This window comes from Onishia niordana (assembly GCF_004798965.1).
GTDB lineage: Bacteria > Pseudomonadota > Gammaproteobacteria > Pseudomonadales > Halomonadaceae > Onishia > Onishia niordana.
In genome coordinates this window covers 431,594-447,617 of sequence record NZ_SDSD01000002.1, presented here as the reverse complement: position 1 = coordinate 447,617, position 16,024 = coordinate 431,594, and the positions used below count along the sequence as shown (strand labels likewise).

The 16,024-nt window shown below is 61.8% G+C and carries 10 protein-coding genes and 1 pseudogene; 6 read left to right on the top strand and 5 right to left on the bottom strand.

The features are described from left to right. Nucleotide 1: 1 nt before the first annotated feature. Nucleotides 2–1,822 carry a monovalent cation:proton antiporter-2 (CPA2) family protein gene (locus ETC27_RS06045; RefSeq protein ID WP_136254087.1) on the bottom strand — a complete coding sequence of 607 codons (1,821 nt, stop codon included), beginning with the start codon at nucleotides 1,820–1,822 and terminating at the stop codon, nucleotides 2–4. A gap of 200 nt (nucleotides 1,823–2,022) precedes the next feature. Between ETC27_RS06045 and ETC27_RS06040 the strand changes: the two genes are divergently transcribed. Then, nucleotides 2,023–2,694, top strand: a complete 672-nt coding sequence (locus ETC27_RS06040) for a cupin domain-containing protein (RefSeq protein WP_136254086.1) — start codon at nucleotides 2,023–2,025, stop codon at nucleotides 2,692–2,694. 57 nt (nucleotides 2,695–2,751) lie between these two features. On the opposite strand, the gene ETC27_RS06035 is transcribed toward ETC27_RS06040, so the two are convergent. Next, a complete protein-coding gene (locus ETC27_RS06035; RefSeq protein ID WP_205742694.1) occupies nucleotides 2,752–3,525 on the bottom strand; it encodes a glutaredoxin in 774 nt (257 codons plus the stop codon). Nucleotides 3,526–3,869: 344 nt separating this feature from the next. On the opposite strand from ETC27_RS06035, the gene ETC27_RS06030 reads away from it, so the two are divergent. Continuing rightward, on the top strand, nucleotides 3,870–6,584 hold the full coding sequence (locus tag ETC27_RS06030; protein WP_168709027.1) for a putative bifunctional diguanylate cyclase/phosphodiesterase: 2,715 nt from the start codon (nucleotides 3,870–3,872) through the stop codon (nucleotides 6,582–6,584). 110 nt (nucleotides 6,585–6,694) lie between these two features. On the opposite strand, the gene ETC27_RS06025 is transcribed toward ETC27_RS06030, so the two are convergent. Next, nucleotides 6,695–7,951: a ribonucleotide-diphosphate reductase subunit beta gene (locus ETC27_RS06025; protein WP_136254084.1), complete on the bottom strand. Its 1,257-nt coding sequence runs from the start codon at nucleotides 7,949–7,951 to the stop codon at nucleotides 6,695–6,697. A gap of 94 nt (nucleotides 7,952–8,045) precedes the next feature. Continuing rightward, entirely contained in the window at nucleotides 8,046–10,952 is a 2,907-nt protein-coding gene (locus ETC27_RS06020; RefSeq protein WP_136254083.1) for a ribonucleoside-diphosphate reductase subunit alpha, read from the bottom strand. A 436-nt stretch (nucleotides 10,953–11,388) separates the two neighbouring features. On the opposite strand from ETC27_RS06020, the gene ETC27_RS06015 reads away from it, so the two are divergent. Then, entirely contained in the window at nucleotides 11,389–12,090 is a 702-nt protein-coding gene (locus ETC27_RS06015) for a winged helix-turn-helix domain-containing protein (protein ID WP_136254082.1), read from the top strand. After that, a complete protein-coding gene (locus ETC27_RS06010) occupies nucleotides 12,090–13,730 on the top strand; it encodes an ATP-binding protein (RefSeq protein ID WP_136254081.1) in 1,641 nt (546 codons plus the stop codon). The genes ETC27_RS06015 and ETC27_RS06010 overlap by 1 nt, the downstream gene beginning before the upstream one ends. Here the strand turns inward: ETC27_RS06010 and ETC27_RS06005 are convergent. Then, nucleotides 13,717–14,631 carry a LysR family transcriptional regulator gene (locus ETC27_RS06005; protein WP_136254080.1) on the bottom strand — a complete coding sequence of 305 codons (915 nt, stop codon included), beginning with the start codon at nucleotides 14,629–14,631 and terminating at the stop codon, nucleotides 13,717–13,719. The genes ETC27_RS06010 and ETC27_RS06005 overlap by 14 nt on opposite strands. Nucleotides 14,632–14,765: 134 nt before the next feature. Between ETC27_RS06005 and ETC27_RS06000 the strand changes: the two are divergent. Continuing rightward, nucleotides 14,766–14,873: pseudogene (locus ETC27_RS06000) on the top strand (hypothetical protein); the annotation flags it as partial. Between the two features lie 181 nt (nucleotides 14,874–15,054). Next, the gene (locus ETC27_RS05995) at nucleotides 15,055–15,894 is read left to right on the top strand and encodes an MliC family protein (protein ID WP_240724819.1); all 840 of its coding nucleotides are present in this window, start codon (nucleotides 15,055–15,057) and stop codon (nucleotides 15,892–15,894) included. Nucleotides 15,895–16,024: the final 130 nt, after the last annotated feature.

Sequence of the window (16,024 nt, the reverse complement as noted above, 5' to 3'; positions counted from 1 at the left end):
GTCATCCTTGTGGTGGACGTGAGGGGGGCGTCAGCGAGGTGACAATCTCCTCGTCAGCCTCGTAGAGGGCTTCGAGCTCGCGCGCTGCCTCCTGTACGGTCTGGATCTGTTTCTTTTCATTGCCGAACACTTCGAGCTGGCGGCGCAGGGCCTGTTCGTCATGGGGGCGGAAGGTGTCGATGGTGTGCTGGGCCTGATCCCGGGTCACGCCCAAATCGATCAGTACCTCCCGGGTCAGCTCCAGGCTCGCTGGCAGCAGTTCGCGCACCAGGTGCTCGACGCCTGCGCGCATCAACAGGTGAGCATGGTAGCGATTGCGTGCCCGGGCATAGATATGCAGATGCGGGAACTGGCGCTGTACCTGGGCGACGATGCGCATCGAAGGCTCGGTGTCGCCCACGGCGATGACCATCACCCTTGCCTTGTCGGCGCCGGCGGCCTCGAGCAGGTCGATGCGCGAGGCATCGCCATAGTAGACCTTGTTGCCGTAGCGGCGCACGAACTCGACCTGGTCGGCGTTGATGTCGAGTACCGTATAAGGGATTTTCAGTCCCTGCAGGGCGCGGCCCATGATCTGTCCGAAGCGGCCGAAGCCGGCGATGATGATCTGGGGCGACTCGTCCACCGGCTCATCGAAGCTGGGCTTCTTGCGCTTGCCCTTGAACAGCGGGCGGATGCCGCGCACGTGGACGAGATAGAGCAGCGGCGTGGCCGCCATCGACAGCGACACCACCAGCACCAGCATGTTGACCAGCTCGCGTTCCAGCAACGCGGCACTGCCGGCCGCCGTGAGCAGCACAAAGCCGAACTCGCCACCCTGGGAGAGCAGCATGGCAAGGGTGGTGGCTTCCTTCCAGCTGGTGCCATAGAGCCTCGACGCCGCCAGCACGGAGAGCCCTTTGGCCAGCAGCAGAGCAGCGGTCAGGGCGAGAATGATCCACGGCATCTCGGCGAGCAGGCCGATCTGCGCGGTCATGCCCACCGCCATGAAGAATAGCCCCAGCAGCAGGCCGCGGAAGGGCTCGATATCGGCCTCGATGTTGTGGCGGTATTCGGAATCGGCCAGCAGCACCCCGGCGATGAAGGCGCCCAGCGCCATCGACAAGCCTGCAAGCGCCATCAAGAGCGCCGCGCCGATCACCACCAGCAGCACGGTGCCCGAGAAGACCTCGCGGCTCTCGGTGCCGGCGGCGAAGCGAAACAGCGGGCGCAGCAGCAGCCGGCCGCCGATGATCAGCACGGCGAAGGCGCCGATGGCGATGGCCATTTCGGTGAGCAGCGGTGTGATGCCCTCGGCCAGTAGCGAGCCGGCGCCGAGGATCGGGATCGCCGCCAGCACCGGGATCGCCGCCAGGTCCTGAAACAGCAGCAGCGAGAAGGCATTGCGGCCGTGGCGAGTCTGCAGCTCGTGCCGCTCACCGAGCAGCTGCAGCACCAGCGGGGTGGAGCAGAGCCCCAGGCTGAACCCGACGACGAGCGCCGCCACCGGGGGCAGCCCGAGCCCCCAGGCCGCCGCCGAGAGCGCAAGCGTCGTGACAGCGACCTGCAGCCCGCCGAAGCGAAAGATCGCCAGGTGCATCAGCTTGAGACGCGATGGCTTGAGCTCGAGCCCGATCACGAACAGCAGGAAGACGATGCCTACCTGGGAGAACTGCAGCACCGCATCGGCGTCCGGCACCAGGGCCAGCGCCGAGGGGCCTATCGCCATGCCGGCAGCCAGATAGCCGAGTACCTCACCAAGTCCCAGACGCTTGAACAGCGGCACGATGAGCACCGCAGCGGCAAGGAAGATCAGGACGTTGTAGAGCAGGTCGATGGCCAAGATGGGGTCCTTTGCTGGGTCGATTCGGCGAAATGATGTCCGGCGACTAGCTTAACGCAGCTGGGCATCAATATTTACTGCAAGAATCGGGCCCGATGGCGCAGCGGCGGATGCCGCCGGTTCAATCACGAGATGACGGGGGCGGTGAGCCGGGTGACAATCGGGTCTGATACCTATCCCTCAACCCCCAAGGTGCTGCGATGCGACTCAATGCCGATTTTTCTCGACGGGCGGTCGTCAGGCCCGATGATTACCACTGGGTCGAATCCCCGGTGTCAGGCGTGGAGCGGATGATGCTCGATCGTGTCGGCGATGAGGTGGCCCGAGCCACCTCACTGGTGCGCTATGCCCCCGACAGCACCTTTCCCGTGCACGAGCATGGTGGTGGCGAGGAAATTCTGGTGCTTTCAGGCGAGTTCGGCGATGAGCATGGTCGTTATCCCGCCGGCTACTATCTGCGCAACCCGATCGGCAGCCGCCATGCGCCGCGGGTTGGCGCCGAGGGAGCGACCATCTTGGTCAAGCTGCATCAGTTCGAACCGGATGACACCGCACAGATTGCCTTCGATACAAGGACGGCAAGCTGGCGGCCGGGGCAGGTCGAGGGGCTAGCGGTTATGCCGCTACACGATGCCGGCGGCGAGCATGTGGCGCTGGTGAAGTGGGCGCCGAATACGCTTTTCACCGCCCATACCCATTGGGGAGGCGAAGAGATCTTTGTGCTTGAAGGCACCTTTCATGATGAGCATGGCGCCTATCCGGCGGGGAGTTGGCTGCGTAGTCCTCATCTGAGTCGCCACGCCCCTTTCACGAAGGACGATGGGGCGCTGATCTACGTCAAGGTTGGGCATCTACCGATAGAGGAGGGCTGAAACGGGGCGAACCGGCGGATGACGCCCCCTTCATGGCCGTTAGAGGCTGGTACGTCATTAGAGGATCAGTAGCTTCAACGGCATCCAGATGCCCATGGCCAGCATGATCAGGTTTTCGGTCAATGAGACGAAGCCCAGCGGTACATTGCTGTTGCCTCCCACACAGGCACACTTCAGCTCGCGCTTGTCGATATACACGGCCTTGAACACCGAGATGGCGCCCACCGTGCCGATAAACAGCGCCAAGGGGGCGGCGAGCCAGATCAAGGCGCCTGCCAGCATCATGATACCGGCCAGGGTTTCGGCGAACGGGTAGAGGTAGCCATAGGGCACATGGCGCTGGGCGAGCAGGTCATAGTTCAGGAACATGGTGCTGAAGCTTTCGATGTCCTGCAGCTTCTGAAGCCCCAGCAGGGTCATGGCGGTGGCAATCGCATACTCCAGCATGCGCACTGACATGAGGGTGTCGCCCGCCGTCCAGCTGACTGCCAGCCCGATCAGCAGTGACGTCGCGAAGATGGCGATGACCGGCTGATAGGTGGTGTCCTTCTCGCCGGGCACACTCAAGCCCAGATACTCGCGAACCTCCTCATAGCCACCCACGCGCTCTTCACCGATATAGACCTGCGGGGTGGTGTCGACACCGGCTTCCTGCTTGAAATCCTCGATGGCCTCGCGCGATGTAAGCGTGTGATCGTCGACCCGGTAGCCCTTGCGCTTGAGAAGGTCGACGGTCTTCAGACCGAACGGACAGAGGTGCTTGTCCGTTTTCATGCGGTACACGCGTGCCGTCTCGTGTTGTGAAGGCGAGGTGGAAGGGCTGGTACTCATAGGCAGCAATCTCCTCGTAGTCGCTAGAGGGGCTGAATTCGGTTGTCTTCAGCCTGATGCCTTCAGCCTAGAACCTTTGTGCCACCCAAGGGTCAAGCAACCCTTCCTCGTTATCCAGTGCACATGGCACGGGGTCTTCGCTGTTACCGCGTTGCCATCTCCTTGTACCGAGTGGCGGCCTGCGGGACGTCGCGCTCTTATTTTTTCTCTCATGCCGTTACATGATGGTGATAATGCTCTACTTTGTATTCGTCTAGTACTATTTGCTGTCGCAATTTGTAACATTCCTGCTTCAAGAAAACCTCGACCCTAACGTGTGCCGTATGGCCATCAGGGAGATTCAAATGGATTTGAATAATCGAGCCTTGTTGCGTCAGGCTGGCCTGTTGGTACTGCTCACCACTGGCCTGATGCTTGCTCTCGTCGGTTTGCTGGATGCCATTCTGCCGTATGCGACCCTGCCTGCCCGATGGCAGACGTCGGCTGTTGGCAGTGTGTTTCTGTTGCTGTTCACCCTGGGACTGGGCGGTCTGCTTCGTAACCTCGATATATGGCGAGAGAGGCTGTGTGTGCCTCTGGTTCGCCTTGCCGGCGTGGCGGTCCTGCTGTTGGGGGGGCTTATGCTGGTGCCCTTGCCTGGTGGCATGGGGTCTGCGTCGCTTTCCACCGGTCTAGGTGCAGGCCTGCTCGGCTTAGCACTACTGCTGGGGTTTTTGGCGCCGAATTCCCCTCTGCCACTGCTCAATCGTGCGATCCTGTTCGTCAGTGCGGGCGGCATCGGCTTCAGCATCCTGCTTTGGTGGCTGACTCGCTGGTCGCTTCACCTCACGCGCGGCGATGCCGTGATCGAATTTGCGGCCTTTGAGGGCCTGGTCGAGTTCTTGCCGCTCGGTATCGGCCTGCTGGGGTTCGGCCTCACTTATCTGATTATCGTCAGTCTGTCACTGATAAAGAGCCATGCCATCCAGACGCGGACGCTCGATATCAGCGAGCAGCGCTTTCGCTCGCTGTTTACGCAGAACCCCGACGCGGTGGTGGCACTCGACCTCGACGGCACCCACCGCAGCATCAATCCCGTCACTGCGGCGACCATGGGCGTCGAGGCCACGGCGCTCGAGGGGCGCCAGCTGCAGGAGGTACTGCAGTCCGAGTGGGTGAATGAGAAGGATGCGCGCTTGGTGGAGCGCGCCTTTTACGAGGTGCAGTCCGGTCGTGCCCAGCACTATGAGCTTGATTTCTGCCCCCCAGCGCAGCCCGTAAAGCGCCTGGACGTGCGGCTGCTGCCGATCCTCGTCGAGGACGAGGTGGTCGGTGTCTATGCCCTCATCAAAGATATCACCCAACGCCAGTGTGACCTGGAGCGGTTGTATTTGCTCGAGCGCAGCCTCGAGGCCAGCAGTAATGGCGTGATCATCTTCGCTACCAGTGAGGACGCTCCCGCTATCGTCTATGTCAACCCGGCCTTCACCGACATCACCGGCTATTCATCCGAGGAGGTCCTGGGCTTGAGCGCCACCCTGCTGGAGGGCGCCGAGACCGATCCACGACAGGCGGCCCAGATCCAGGCCGCCCTGGACAAGGCCGAGGGCCTGGCGATCACCGTTCGCTACCATCGGCGCGACGGTCGCGCGTTCTGGAACCAGCTGACCATCTCGCCGGTCCACGATGTTAAGGGCCGAACGACGCACTCCATCGGCATCATGAACGACATCACCGAGCTCAAGGATCAGGAGGCAAGGCTTGCCTACCATGCCACCCACGATGCGTTGACCGGACTCGCCAATCGGGCGTTGCTCAATGACCGGTTGCAGCAGGGCCGGGCGTTGGCATGTCGTCATCAATATACACTCGCGGCGCTGTTCATTGACCTCGATGAATTCAAGCCCATCAACGATACCCTGGGCCACGAGGTCGGTGATCAGCTCCTGATCAGCGTGACGCGCTGTCTGAGCCAGGGCCTGCGGCCCAGCGATACGCTCGCGCGGCTGGGGGGCGACGAGTTCGTGCTGCTGCTGCCGGATCTGCACGAGGCCGACGAGGCGTGTCGAGTGGCCGATCGATTGTTGCGGCAGCTCGAGGCGCCGCACCAGGTGCTTGGCCACGAGCTGTATCTCTCGGCGAGCATCGGCATCGCCGTCTGCGACGATGTCTGTCAGGTGCAGGCCGGTGAGGGGACGGCCGGAGAGCTCATCCAGCAGGCCGACATGGCGATGTACGAGGCCAAGCAGCGAGGCCGCAACACCTATCATTTCTTCAGCGCCGATCTCAACAGTCGCCTCTCCCGGCGTGTCGTGCTGCGCAATGAGCTTCAGGAGGCCATCACCCAGGCTCAGTTGACCCTGCACTATCAGCCACTACTGGATGCCTCGGGAAAGATCCATGGGCTCGAGGCGCTGCTGCGCTGGCAGCATCCCGTCAAGGGCATCATATCTCCCGGGGACTTCATTTCCCTGGCCGAGGAGACCGGCCAGATCATCTCGATCAGCCAGTGGGTGATGGAGCAGGTTTGTCGCGATGCCCTGGCGCTCAAGGCGCAAGGCCTGCTGGCTGGGCGGGTGGCCGTCAACCTGTCGACGCTGGATTTTCATCGCGCCGATTTCCTGTCGGGCCTGAAAAAGACCCTGGAGACGAGCGGACTCGCTGCCAAGTCTCTGGAGCTGGAGCTCACCGAGAGCATCCTGATGTGCGACACGGAGGGCGCCATCGCGTTGATGCATGACCTGCACGAACTGGGCGTGAGTACCGTGATTGATGACTTTGGGACCGGCTTTTCGAGCCTGAGCTACCTGCGCTATTTGCCGATGGACAAGATCAAGATCGATCGCAGTTTCATCTGCGACGTGACGGAGAATGCTAAGGACGCGGCGGTCTGCCAGAGTGTGATCACCTTGGCCAAGCAACTGGACCTCCAGGTGGTCGCAGAAGGGGTGGAGACTACGGCCCAGTATGACTACCTAACTCAACATGGCTGCGAACTCTTCCAGGGCTACCTGCTGGCGAGACCCATGCCGCTTGGGCGGCTGATTCCTTGGCTGAGCGAGCGCCGAGTGCCGGAGTGAGCGACTGCGCCATCCAGAGGCTGCAGGCGAGCGCCTGAGGCATAGGCAAAAAAACACCCGCCGAGGCGGGTGTTTCGTGAAGCGGACGTGACGCCATACGTGTGGCGAGCTTAGTCCCAGCTCAGCGCGCCGCCGACCTGATACTCGGTCACGCGGGTCTCGAAGAAGTTCTTCTCCTTGCGCAGGTCGATGATTTCGCTCATCCACGGGAAGGGGTTCTTGGCACCCGGGAACTGCTCCTTCAAGCCGATCTGTGCCAGGCGACGGTTGCAGATGAAATGGAGGTACTCCTCCATGATCGCCGCGTTCATGCCCAGTACGCCGCGGGGCATGGTGTCACGCGCGTAGGCGATCTCGAGCTCGGTGCCCTCGAGGATCATCTGGGTGACCTCGTCCTGGAATTCCGGCGTCCACAGGTTCGGGTTCTCGATCTTGATCTGGTTGATCATGTCGACGCCGAAGTTCAGGTGCATGGACTCGTCGCGCAGGATGTACTGGAACTGCTCGGCGACGCCGGTCATCTTGTTGCGACGGCCCATGGACAGGATCTGGCTGAAGCCACAGTAGAAGAAGATGCCTTCGGTGACGCAGTAGAAGGCGATCAGGTTGCGCAGCAGTTCCTGGTCGGTCTCCGGGGTGCCGGTGTTGAAGTCCGGGCGCGACAGCGACTGGGTATGCTTGAGGCTCCAGGCGGACTTGGCGGCGACGGAGGGCACCTCGCGGTACATGTTGAAGACTTCGCCTTCATCCATGCCCAGTGACTCCACGCAGTACTGATAGGCGTGGGTGTGGATCGCTTCCTCGAAGGCCTGACGCAGCAGGTACTGGCGGCATTCAGGGTTGGTGATCAAGCGATAGACCGCCAGCACCAGGTTATTGGCGACCAGCGAGTCGGCGGTGGAGAAGTAACCCAGGCTGCGCTCGACGATGCGACGCTCGTCGGCGGTGAGGCCGTCCGAGCTCTTCCACAGCGCGATGTCGGCGTTCATGTTCACTTCCTGGGGCATCCAGTGGTTGGCGCTGCCATCCAGGTACTTCTGCCAGGCCCACTCGTACTTGAAGGGCACCAGCTGGTTGAGGTCGGCGCGAGCGTTGATCATGCGCTTCTGGTCGACCTCGATGCGCTTGGCGCCCATCTCGAGTTCCTCGAGGCCGGCGGCCACGTCGAGCTCCTCGAGAGACTGCTTGGCGCGCGCCTGACGGTCCTGCTCGGCGACATTGTAATCGCCGGTGCTTTCCGCAACGGCTTCATCCGAGGCGGGCGCTTCAGGGGCCGGTTTCTCGGCAGCGGCTGGAGCGGCTTTGTCCTTGGCCGGCTGGTCGGCGACAGCGGTATCGTCTTCGTGAAATTCGTCCCAGTTCAGCATCTCGTCTTCCTTTATGTGTCGTGGGGCCGGAAGGCGGCTATGCAGGCCTTCCGGTCTTGAATGTTAATGACCCTCGGCGTCGCGGGGCGCGCCGTTACTGGCAGGCCTCGCAGCCCAGTTCATCGATCTCGCCGGCGGTCGGGGCACGCGAACCACTGCCGCTCTTGCCGCTCAGAAAGTCGTCGATGCCGCGCGCTTCCGGTTGAGCGGACGGCGCCGGTGCCGCCTCGGGCTGTGGCGACGGCTCGCTGCCGTTACCGACGGCGTTGAGGTTGCCGCGATCGACGGTGGACTTCTCGACCGAGGTTGCACCCAGCGCACGCAGGTAGTAGGTGGTCTTGAGACCGCGGAACCAGGCCATGCGATAGGTCACGTCGAGCTTCTTGCCGGACACGCCCTGGATGTAGAGGTTCAGCGACTGCGCCTGATCGATCCATTTCTGGCGACGCGAAGCGGCTTCCACCAGCCACTTGGGCTCGACCTCGAAGGCGGTGGCGTAGCGGGCCTTGAGATCGGCCGGCACACGGTCGATCGGCTGTACGCTGCCATCGTAGTACTTAAGGTCGTTGATCATCACCTCGTCCCACAGGTCGCGTTCCTTGAGGTCGTTGACCATGTAGGAGTTGACCACCGTGAACTCGCCGGACAGGTTCGATTTCACGAACAGGTTCTGATACGTCGGCTCAATCGACTGCGACACGCCACAGATGTTGGAGATGGTCGCGGTCGGGGCGATAGCCATGACGTTGGAGTTGCGCATGCCCTGTTCGGAAAGTTTCTGGCGGATGCGATCCCAGTCCTGGGTCGTGGAGGTATCGACCTCAATGTACTTCTCGCCGCGCTCCTGCTTGAGCTTCTCGATGGAATCGATCGGCAGTACGCCCTGGCTCCACAGCGAGCCTTCATAGCTCTGGTACTGGCCACGCTCGGCGGCGAGGTCAGAAGAGGCCTCGATGGCGTGATAACTGACCAGCTCCATGGAGTGGTCGGCGAACTCGACGGCGTCCTGAGACGCGTAGGCAATGCCATGGGCGTACAGGGCATCCTGGAAGCCCATGATGCCAAGGCCTACCGGACGGTGCTTGAAGTTCGAGTTCTTGGCCTGCGGCACCGCGTAGTAGTTGATGTCGATGACGTTATCGAGCATCCGCACGGCGGTGCGCACGGTCTTCTTCAGCTTCTCGTTGTCGAGCTCGCCGTCGGTCATGTGCTGCGCGAGGTTGACCGAGCCCAGGTTGCACACCGCGATCTCGTCGACGCTGGTGTTCAGGGTGATCTCGGTGCACAGGTTGGAGCTATGCACGACGCCGGCATGCTGCTGCGGGCTTCTCAGGTTGCAGGGATCCTTGAAGGTGATCCACGGATGGCCTGTTTCGAACAGCATCGACAGCATCTTGCGCCACAGGTCCTTGGCCTTGACCCGCTTGAAGAGCTTGAGCTGACCGTTGCGGGTCATCTCTTCGTATTCCTGGTAGCGCTTCTCGAAGGCCGCGCCGAACAGGTCGTGCAGGTCCGGGCAGGTGGCCGGCGAGAACAGCGTCCATTCCTGATCGTCGAAGACGCGCTTCATGAACAGGTCCGGCACCCAGTTGGCGGTGTTCATGTCGTGGGTGCGGCGACGATCATCACCGGTGTTCTTGCGCAGCTCGAGGAATTCCTCGACGTCCAGGTGCCAGGACTCGAGGTAGGCACAGACCGCGCCCTTGCGCTTGCCACCCTGATTGACGGCAACGGCGGTGTCGTTGACGACCTTGAGAAAGGGCACGACGCCCTGGGATTTGCCGTTGGTGCCCTTGATGTAGGAACCCAGGGCGCGAACCGGCGTCCAATCGTTGCCGAGGCCGCCGGCCCACTTGGAAAGCATGGCGTTATCACGGATCGCGCCGTAGATGCCGTCCAGGTTGTCGGGCACGGTGGTCAGGTAGCAGCTGGAAAGCTGACTGCGCTGAGTGCCAGAGTTGAACAGGGTCGGCGTGGAGGCCATGTAGTCGAAGCTTGAGAGCAGCTCGTAGAACTCGATGGCCCGCGCTTCGCGGTCGTCTTCGTTGAGCGCAAGGCCCATGGCGACGCGCATGAACATCACCTGGGGCAGCTCGTAACGTACCTCGTCACGGTGGATGAAGTAGCGGTCGTAGAGGGTCTGCAGGCCCAGGTAGGTGAAGGCGTTGTCGCGGGTATGGTCGAGTGCCGCACCGAGGCGCTCCAGGTCGAAATCGGCCAGCGCTTCGTCGAGCTGCTCAAATTCGATGCCGCGGGCGATATAGGCCTTGAAGGCCGGCGCATAGAGCTCGGCCATGTCGCCATAGGTGGCTTCCTCGGCCACACCCAGGAAGGACAGGGCTTCGCGGCGGATGCTGTCCTGCAGTAGGCGAGCGGTGACGTAGGTGTAGCTTGGGTCCTTCTCGACCAGCGTGCGGGCGGTCATGGTCAACGCTTGGGAGACGCCGTCGCTGCTCACGCCGTCATAGAGGTTGCGCACCGAATCATCGACGATCTTCTGCGGCTCGGTATTAGGTAGATCCGAGCAGGCTTCATAGACCAGGGTTTCGATGCGGCCGAGGTCCAGCGGACGTATACTGCCATCAGGCAGGGTCACGTTGAGGCTCGGATGGGGTTTCTCTATATCGCCGCCGGCAGCGGCACGGGCCCGAGCATGCTCTTCGCGGTACAGGACATAGGCGCGGGCGACCTTCTGCTCACCGGCGCGCATCAGCGCCAGTTCGACCTGGTCCTGGATGTCTTCGATGTGCAGGGTGCCGCCGTCGGGCATGCGACGCAGGAAGGCATCGCAGATGGCGTCTGAGGCCTGGGTCACGAAATCGCGGATGCGTGAAGAGGCCTCGGCATTATCGCCTTCCACAGCGATAAACGCCTTGGACATGGCGACAGCGATCTTGCTGGCATCGAAGGGGGCGACATCGCCGTTGCGCTTGATCACCCGCAGTTGCTGAGGGGCGGTCACGTTGACGGACGAGTTGCCGGGGGAGAGCGTAGTATCCATGGCGCCGTGTCTTCCTAGCGGTAATTGATGGATGAGAGGAGCCCAAGAGGTTGAACAAGGTGGCCTGAACAACGCTCAACACTGGGCAAAACCGGGGGCCACACTGGTTGGACAGCGTAGTTTGACAGTAGTGCTCTGAATTGCTAGGTGCACACCATCTTGTGTTGTTTCCAATATGCAGCACAAGATAGTGTGCTCGAGAGCTTTCATCAAGTGGATAACCTGTGGGTATCTTGTGCCTGAATTGGGAGAGAAAATGTGCTGCGTTGAAGTCCGCATCCCAGAGCGGTTGCCGGCATTAACATCAGATATCACTCATTATCCAATCAGCCCCATCGACAGCCAAAAATGGCAGTGGCTGGGGTATCATGGACTTGATATACATTATCGAATGACAATAGCCGTCACCGGACGTCAATGAGGAGCGAGCGAGAGCGTGCTAAGCAATGACCACGATCATGTCCTGATCATCGAGGACGACGAGCGGCTCGCGGAGCTCACGCGAGACTATCTTGAGGCCAACGGCTTCACCGTGACGGTGGAAGCCGATGGGGCTAAGGGGGTCGACAAGATCGTCGAGTTACAGCCAGATCTGGTGATACTCGATCTGATGCTGCCCGGTGAGGACGGTCTGTCGATATGTCGACGTGCTCGGCCGGACTATGACGGTCCGATCCTGATGCTGACGGCCCGTACCGATGACATGGATCAGGTGCTGGGGCTCGAGATGGGCGCCGATGACTACGTGCCCAAGCCCGTACAGCCGCGGGTGCTGCTGGCCCGCATGCGGGCATTGATGCGCCGCACCGATGTCAGTGTGCCAACCGGCGAAGGGCGTCTGACCTTCAATAACCTGGAGATCGATAGCGCCACTCGCGAGGCCTGGCTCGATGGCGAACGCATTGATCTAACCAGTGCCGAGTTTGATCTGTTGTGGCTGCTGGCGAGCAATGCTGGGCGCGTGCTGACGCGGGAGGAGATCTTCTCCCAGTTGCGTGGCATCAAGTACGACGGCCAGGATCGCTCCATCGATGTGCGCGTATCGCGTATTCGGCCCAAGGTCGGTGACGACCCCAATCAGCCGCACCGTATCAAGACGGTTCGCAGCAAGGGTTACCTGTTCGTCAAGGATAGCTGATGGTGCTCTCCCGCCTGTTGCCGAGGCCGCTGGCCGACAGTGCCTTCCTGAGGGTCTACGTATGGCTGGCGCTGGCACTGGTACTGACTTTTGCGCTGGCCCTGTCGACTTTCGCCCTGGTCGACAAGGTTCGCCACGATCATTACAGCGAGCAGCTGGCGAAGGCGCCGATGACGCTGCTCTCGCTTCAGCTGGCGGCCTTGCCGCTGTCGCAGCGCGATGCCTGGCTGGCCCGCAAGAGCGAGCAGCTGTCGATGACGCTCAGTCTTCACGATCGCCGCAACTACCCACTCAATTTCTTTCAGCGCACCAGCCTCGAGAGCGGTCGCACGCTGGTCGAGGAACTCAATGGCCAGGGCTGGCAGTTGTATCGTCAGCTGCCGGGCGAGCCCTGGATGCTACGCGCCGAACTCGGGAGCCTTTCCGAGCAGCAGCTGATGGGGCTTGCACGCCAGCTCGGGGAGTGGCTCTCCGAGGTCGAAGGCGAGGCCCGGCATGAGCGCCTGGAACGTCTCAAAAGCCCTGTGATCCAGGCGCAACTCTCCGATACGCCCCCCGACGATCTCCCGCCTGCCCAGATTTCTCGCCTGCGTGATACCGAGGTCGTCATTCGTCTGCTGCCCCAGCGCTGGGCAATGACACTCTATCTGCGCCTGCCTAACGCTGATGGGAGTATCCAGTGGGTCGAGTTGGGACCGTTGGCCGCGTTCGAACCGATGTCGATGTCGCTATCCCTGTCGTTGCTGGTCGCCATGCTCGGCGTGCTGGCGGGCATCATTTACCTGATCGTGAGAGGCGTGGAGTCACGTATGGCACGCCTCGAGCAGGCCGCTACGCGCATCGCCTGTGGCCACCTGAACACGCGGGTCAAGGTCGAAAGCGGGGATTTCCTAGGGCGGGTCGGCATGGCCTTCAACGGCATGGCGTCCCAGGTGCAGTCACTGCTACGCGCTCAGCAGGAAATGATTCGTGCGGTGTCGCATGAGTTGCGTACACCGGTAGCGCGCATTCGCTTTGCCGTGCAGATGGTCGAGGACATGACCGACAGTGCGCCGGTACGTCGTCAGCTCTCCGGTATCGACGGTGACATCGAGGAGCTCGACGGTCTGATCGACGAGATTCTGACCTACGCCAAGCTGGGCAATGATCACGCGCAAGGCGTTCTGCAGGAGGCCGAACTGGTCGATTGTCGAGATCTTGCCGATAACGTGGTCGAGGCCCTCGCACCGCTGCATGCCAAACTGGTGCTGCGCGTGATGCCGGGGCCGCCGGTCGAGGTCGTGGCCGACCCTCGCTATTTACAGCGGGCACTGCAGAACCTGGTCGCCAATGCCTGCCGGCACGCCAATGGTGAGGTCCGGGTGAGTCTTGGCGACGACGGTCAGGTGGCCCGACTGGATATCGAGGATGACGGTCCTGGTGTGCCGGTCGGCGAGCGAGAAGAAATCTTCAAACCCTTCGCGCGGCTCGACGACAGCCGCACCCGGCGCTCCGGCGGCTATGGCCTGGGCTTGTCGATTGTCCACAAGGTCATGCTCTGGCACGGCGGTAGCGTGATGGTCGACGATAGCCCTCGTCTCGGCGGCGCACGCTTTAGTCTGCTGCTGCCGCTCAAACAGGCCGGCGTCACGCCGGCTTGATGCCCTCAAGCACCGCGAACGAGGTCTCGCGCGCGGTGCGCAGAAAATCTTCCATCCAGGGTGCATCGCGGCTGTCCTCTCGGATCGCCGCGAACAGCGTGCTCCACATGCCCTGCTCGCCAAGCGCCACGCCGCGCACATAGTCGCGTTCCAGATATTCCGTCAGCGCCCAGCTCGGTAGCGCACACACGCCGCGTCCGCTGGCTACGAGTTGCATCATCATGATGGTCAGCTCGGCGGTGCGTACTTCGCGCGGCCGCAGGCCGGCGGGGTCGAGGAACTGGGTAAAGACATCCAGGCGTGTGTGTTCCACCGGGTAGGTGATCAGGGTCTCGTCGACGAGTTCATCCGGTTTGATCCAGGCCCTGCCGGCCAGGCGATGTTGCTTGGCCACCGCCAGTAGCCCCTCATAACGAAACAGCGGCTCATAGTGCACGCCGGGTAATGGCTGAGGGTCCGCGGTGATGACCAGATCGAGCTGCTCCCGGGCCAATGCCGGCAGCGGATCGAAGTTGTGGCCACTGGGGATATCGACTTCGACCTCGGGCCAGTGATCGCGAAAATAGTCGATGGTCGGCATCAGCCACTGGAAGCAGCTATGACACTCGATGGCCATGTGCAGTCGGCCACGCTCATCGCCGGCGAGTCGCGCCAGGTCCCGCTCGGCCATGCGTACCTCGGGCAGGATCTGCTCGGCCAGCGCCAGTAGTCGCTGGCCAGCGCGGGTGAACTCCACGGGGCGGGTCTTGCGCAGGAACAGCGAGTTTCCCAGGCGTTCCTCGAGATCCTTTAACTGATGGGATAGCGCGGACTGGGTCAGGTGAACGCGCTCGGCGGCTTCTACCAGCGAGCCGGCATCACGCAGGGCTATCAGGGTACGAAGGTGGCGGAGTTCCAGCATGATGTGTGAGCACTTTTCATGTTGTAGATTAGATAATTTAGTTTGATTCACTCGCGGTGACCAGTGAGACTGCCTTCATCGCTTATGGCAAATTCATTGCTAAGTGTATCTCTTAATTACGTACAGGAATAACCATGACGCTGGCTCACATTCTCGGCTACCCGCGGATCGGCGCCGACCGCGAACTGAAAAAAGCCACCGAAGCCTATTGGAATAACGCTATCGACCAGGCGGCACTCGAGGCCGTGCTGCCCGTCTACGCCCAGGTGCTGTTGTGCCATCGCCATGGCTGAACAATGAGCACCGAGCGTTAAAAGTACACCATCGCCCTGCAGAGGGCGGCGCCAAGGGGGCCAGCCCCTGTTATGCTTGGACCGATCAGGCATTATTCGATCAGGACTTTTCAACCGACAAGGAGGTTGTATGCCCTTGCTGTCTCGCTCTGCATCTTTTGGCGCCGCCGTATCTGCTTTCACTACACATGTCACCCCACGCATGGTCTCTCGCTCTCTGCCGGCGATAGCGCTTGGCCTGAGCGCGCTGCTTGCCGGCTGTGCCGGCACCGCTCAGCTTGACCAGACAGCGCCCACCGTCAGCGATGTCAGTACGCCCCCGGACACGGAAAAGGGCGATGCGACCAAGGCAAGCGATGCGACCAAGGCGCCTCTGATGCCATCGGCCTTCTTCGCGGGCGATGCCGAGCGCTTCGAGGCCTGGCGCTGCCTGCCTGCCCAGGACCTGGTCACGGCCTTTCCGCAGGGCGAGTTACGGCTGTGGTCGGCCTATGATGCCTATCGCCTGACGCCAGCGGTGGTGGCCTCCGGCAGTCGCTATGTGAAGGGAGACCTGAGCTTCTGGGAGAAGGGGGAAACGGCCATGGTGGAAAGTGATCGCGGCCGCCTCGAGTGTGAACGCGACCAGACGCGTGCGGCATTGACCCGCGCTCAACGTCCCGGCGTGATGTTCCATGGTCGTGGCAATGAGCCGGGCTGGACGGTGCGGCTGGCCCACGATGTACCGCGCCTGGCGCTGCTGCTCGACTACGGCGAGCGTGAGATCGAGGCGCCTTATCGTGTCACCTCGCTGGATAACGAGCGCGGGCGCGTGACGCTTGCCAGCGGTCGCGCCGATACGCCCTTCAAGTTGGAGCTCGAAGCGCGGGCCTGCTTCGACAGCATGAGTGGCAAGCCTTTTCCGGTGCGAGTGACGCTCGAGGTTGATGGAGAGACCTATCGTGGCTGTGGGCAGGGCATTGCTCCCTGAAGCGACGCGCTCCCTGAGTGGGTGAGGTTTCGTTCTATTTTATCGCATGGAAGGCGCGTATTTTTGCGCTTTTCATGTGATGGCGCGCATCTAAAATGGGCTTCATCGAATAACCCCTTATTTAAAGGAG

Excerpts from the sequence above, each read along its gene's own strand:
- ETC27_RS06040 (WP_136254086.1), top strand. The coding sequence starts at position 2,023 with ATGCGACTCAATGCCGATTTTTCTCGACGGGCGGTCGTCAGGCCCGAT.
- ETC27_RS06035 (WP_205742694.1), bottom strand. The coding sequence starts at position 3,525 with ATGAGTACCAGCCCTTCCACCTCGCCTTCACAACACGAGACGGCACGC.
- ETC27_RS06030 (WP_168709027.1), top strand. The coding sequence starts at position 3,870 with ATGGATTTGAATAATCGAGCCTTGTTGCGTCAGGCTGGCCTGTTGGTA.
- ETC27_RS06025 (WP_136254084.1), bottom strand. The coding sequence starts at position 7,951 with ATGCTGAACTGGGACGAATTTCACGAAGACGATACCGCTGTCGCCGAC.
- ETC27_RS06020 (WP_136254083.1), bottom strand. The coding sequence starts at position 10,952 with ATGGATACTACGCTCTCCCCCGGCAACTCGTCCGTCAACGTGACCGCC.
- ETC27_RS06010 (WP_136254081.1), top strand. The coding sequence starts at position 12,090 with ATGGTGCTCTCCCGCCTGTTGCCGAGGCCGCTGGCCGACAGTGCCTTC.
- ETC27_RS06005 (WP_136254080.1), bottom strand. The coding sequence starts at position 14,631 with ATGCTGGAACTCCGCCACCTTCGTACCCTGATAGCCCTGCGTGATGCC.
- ETC27_RS05995 (WP_240724819.1), top strand. The coding sequence starts at position 15,055 with ATGCCCTTGCTGTCTCGCTCTGCATCTTTTGGCGCCGCCGTATCTGCT.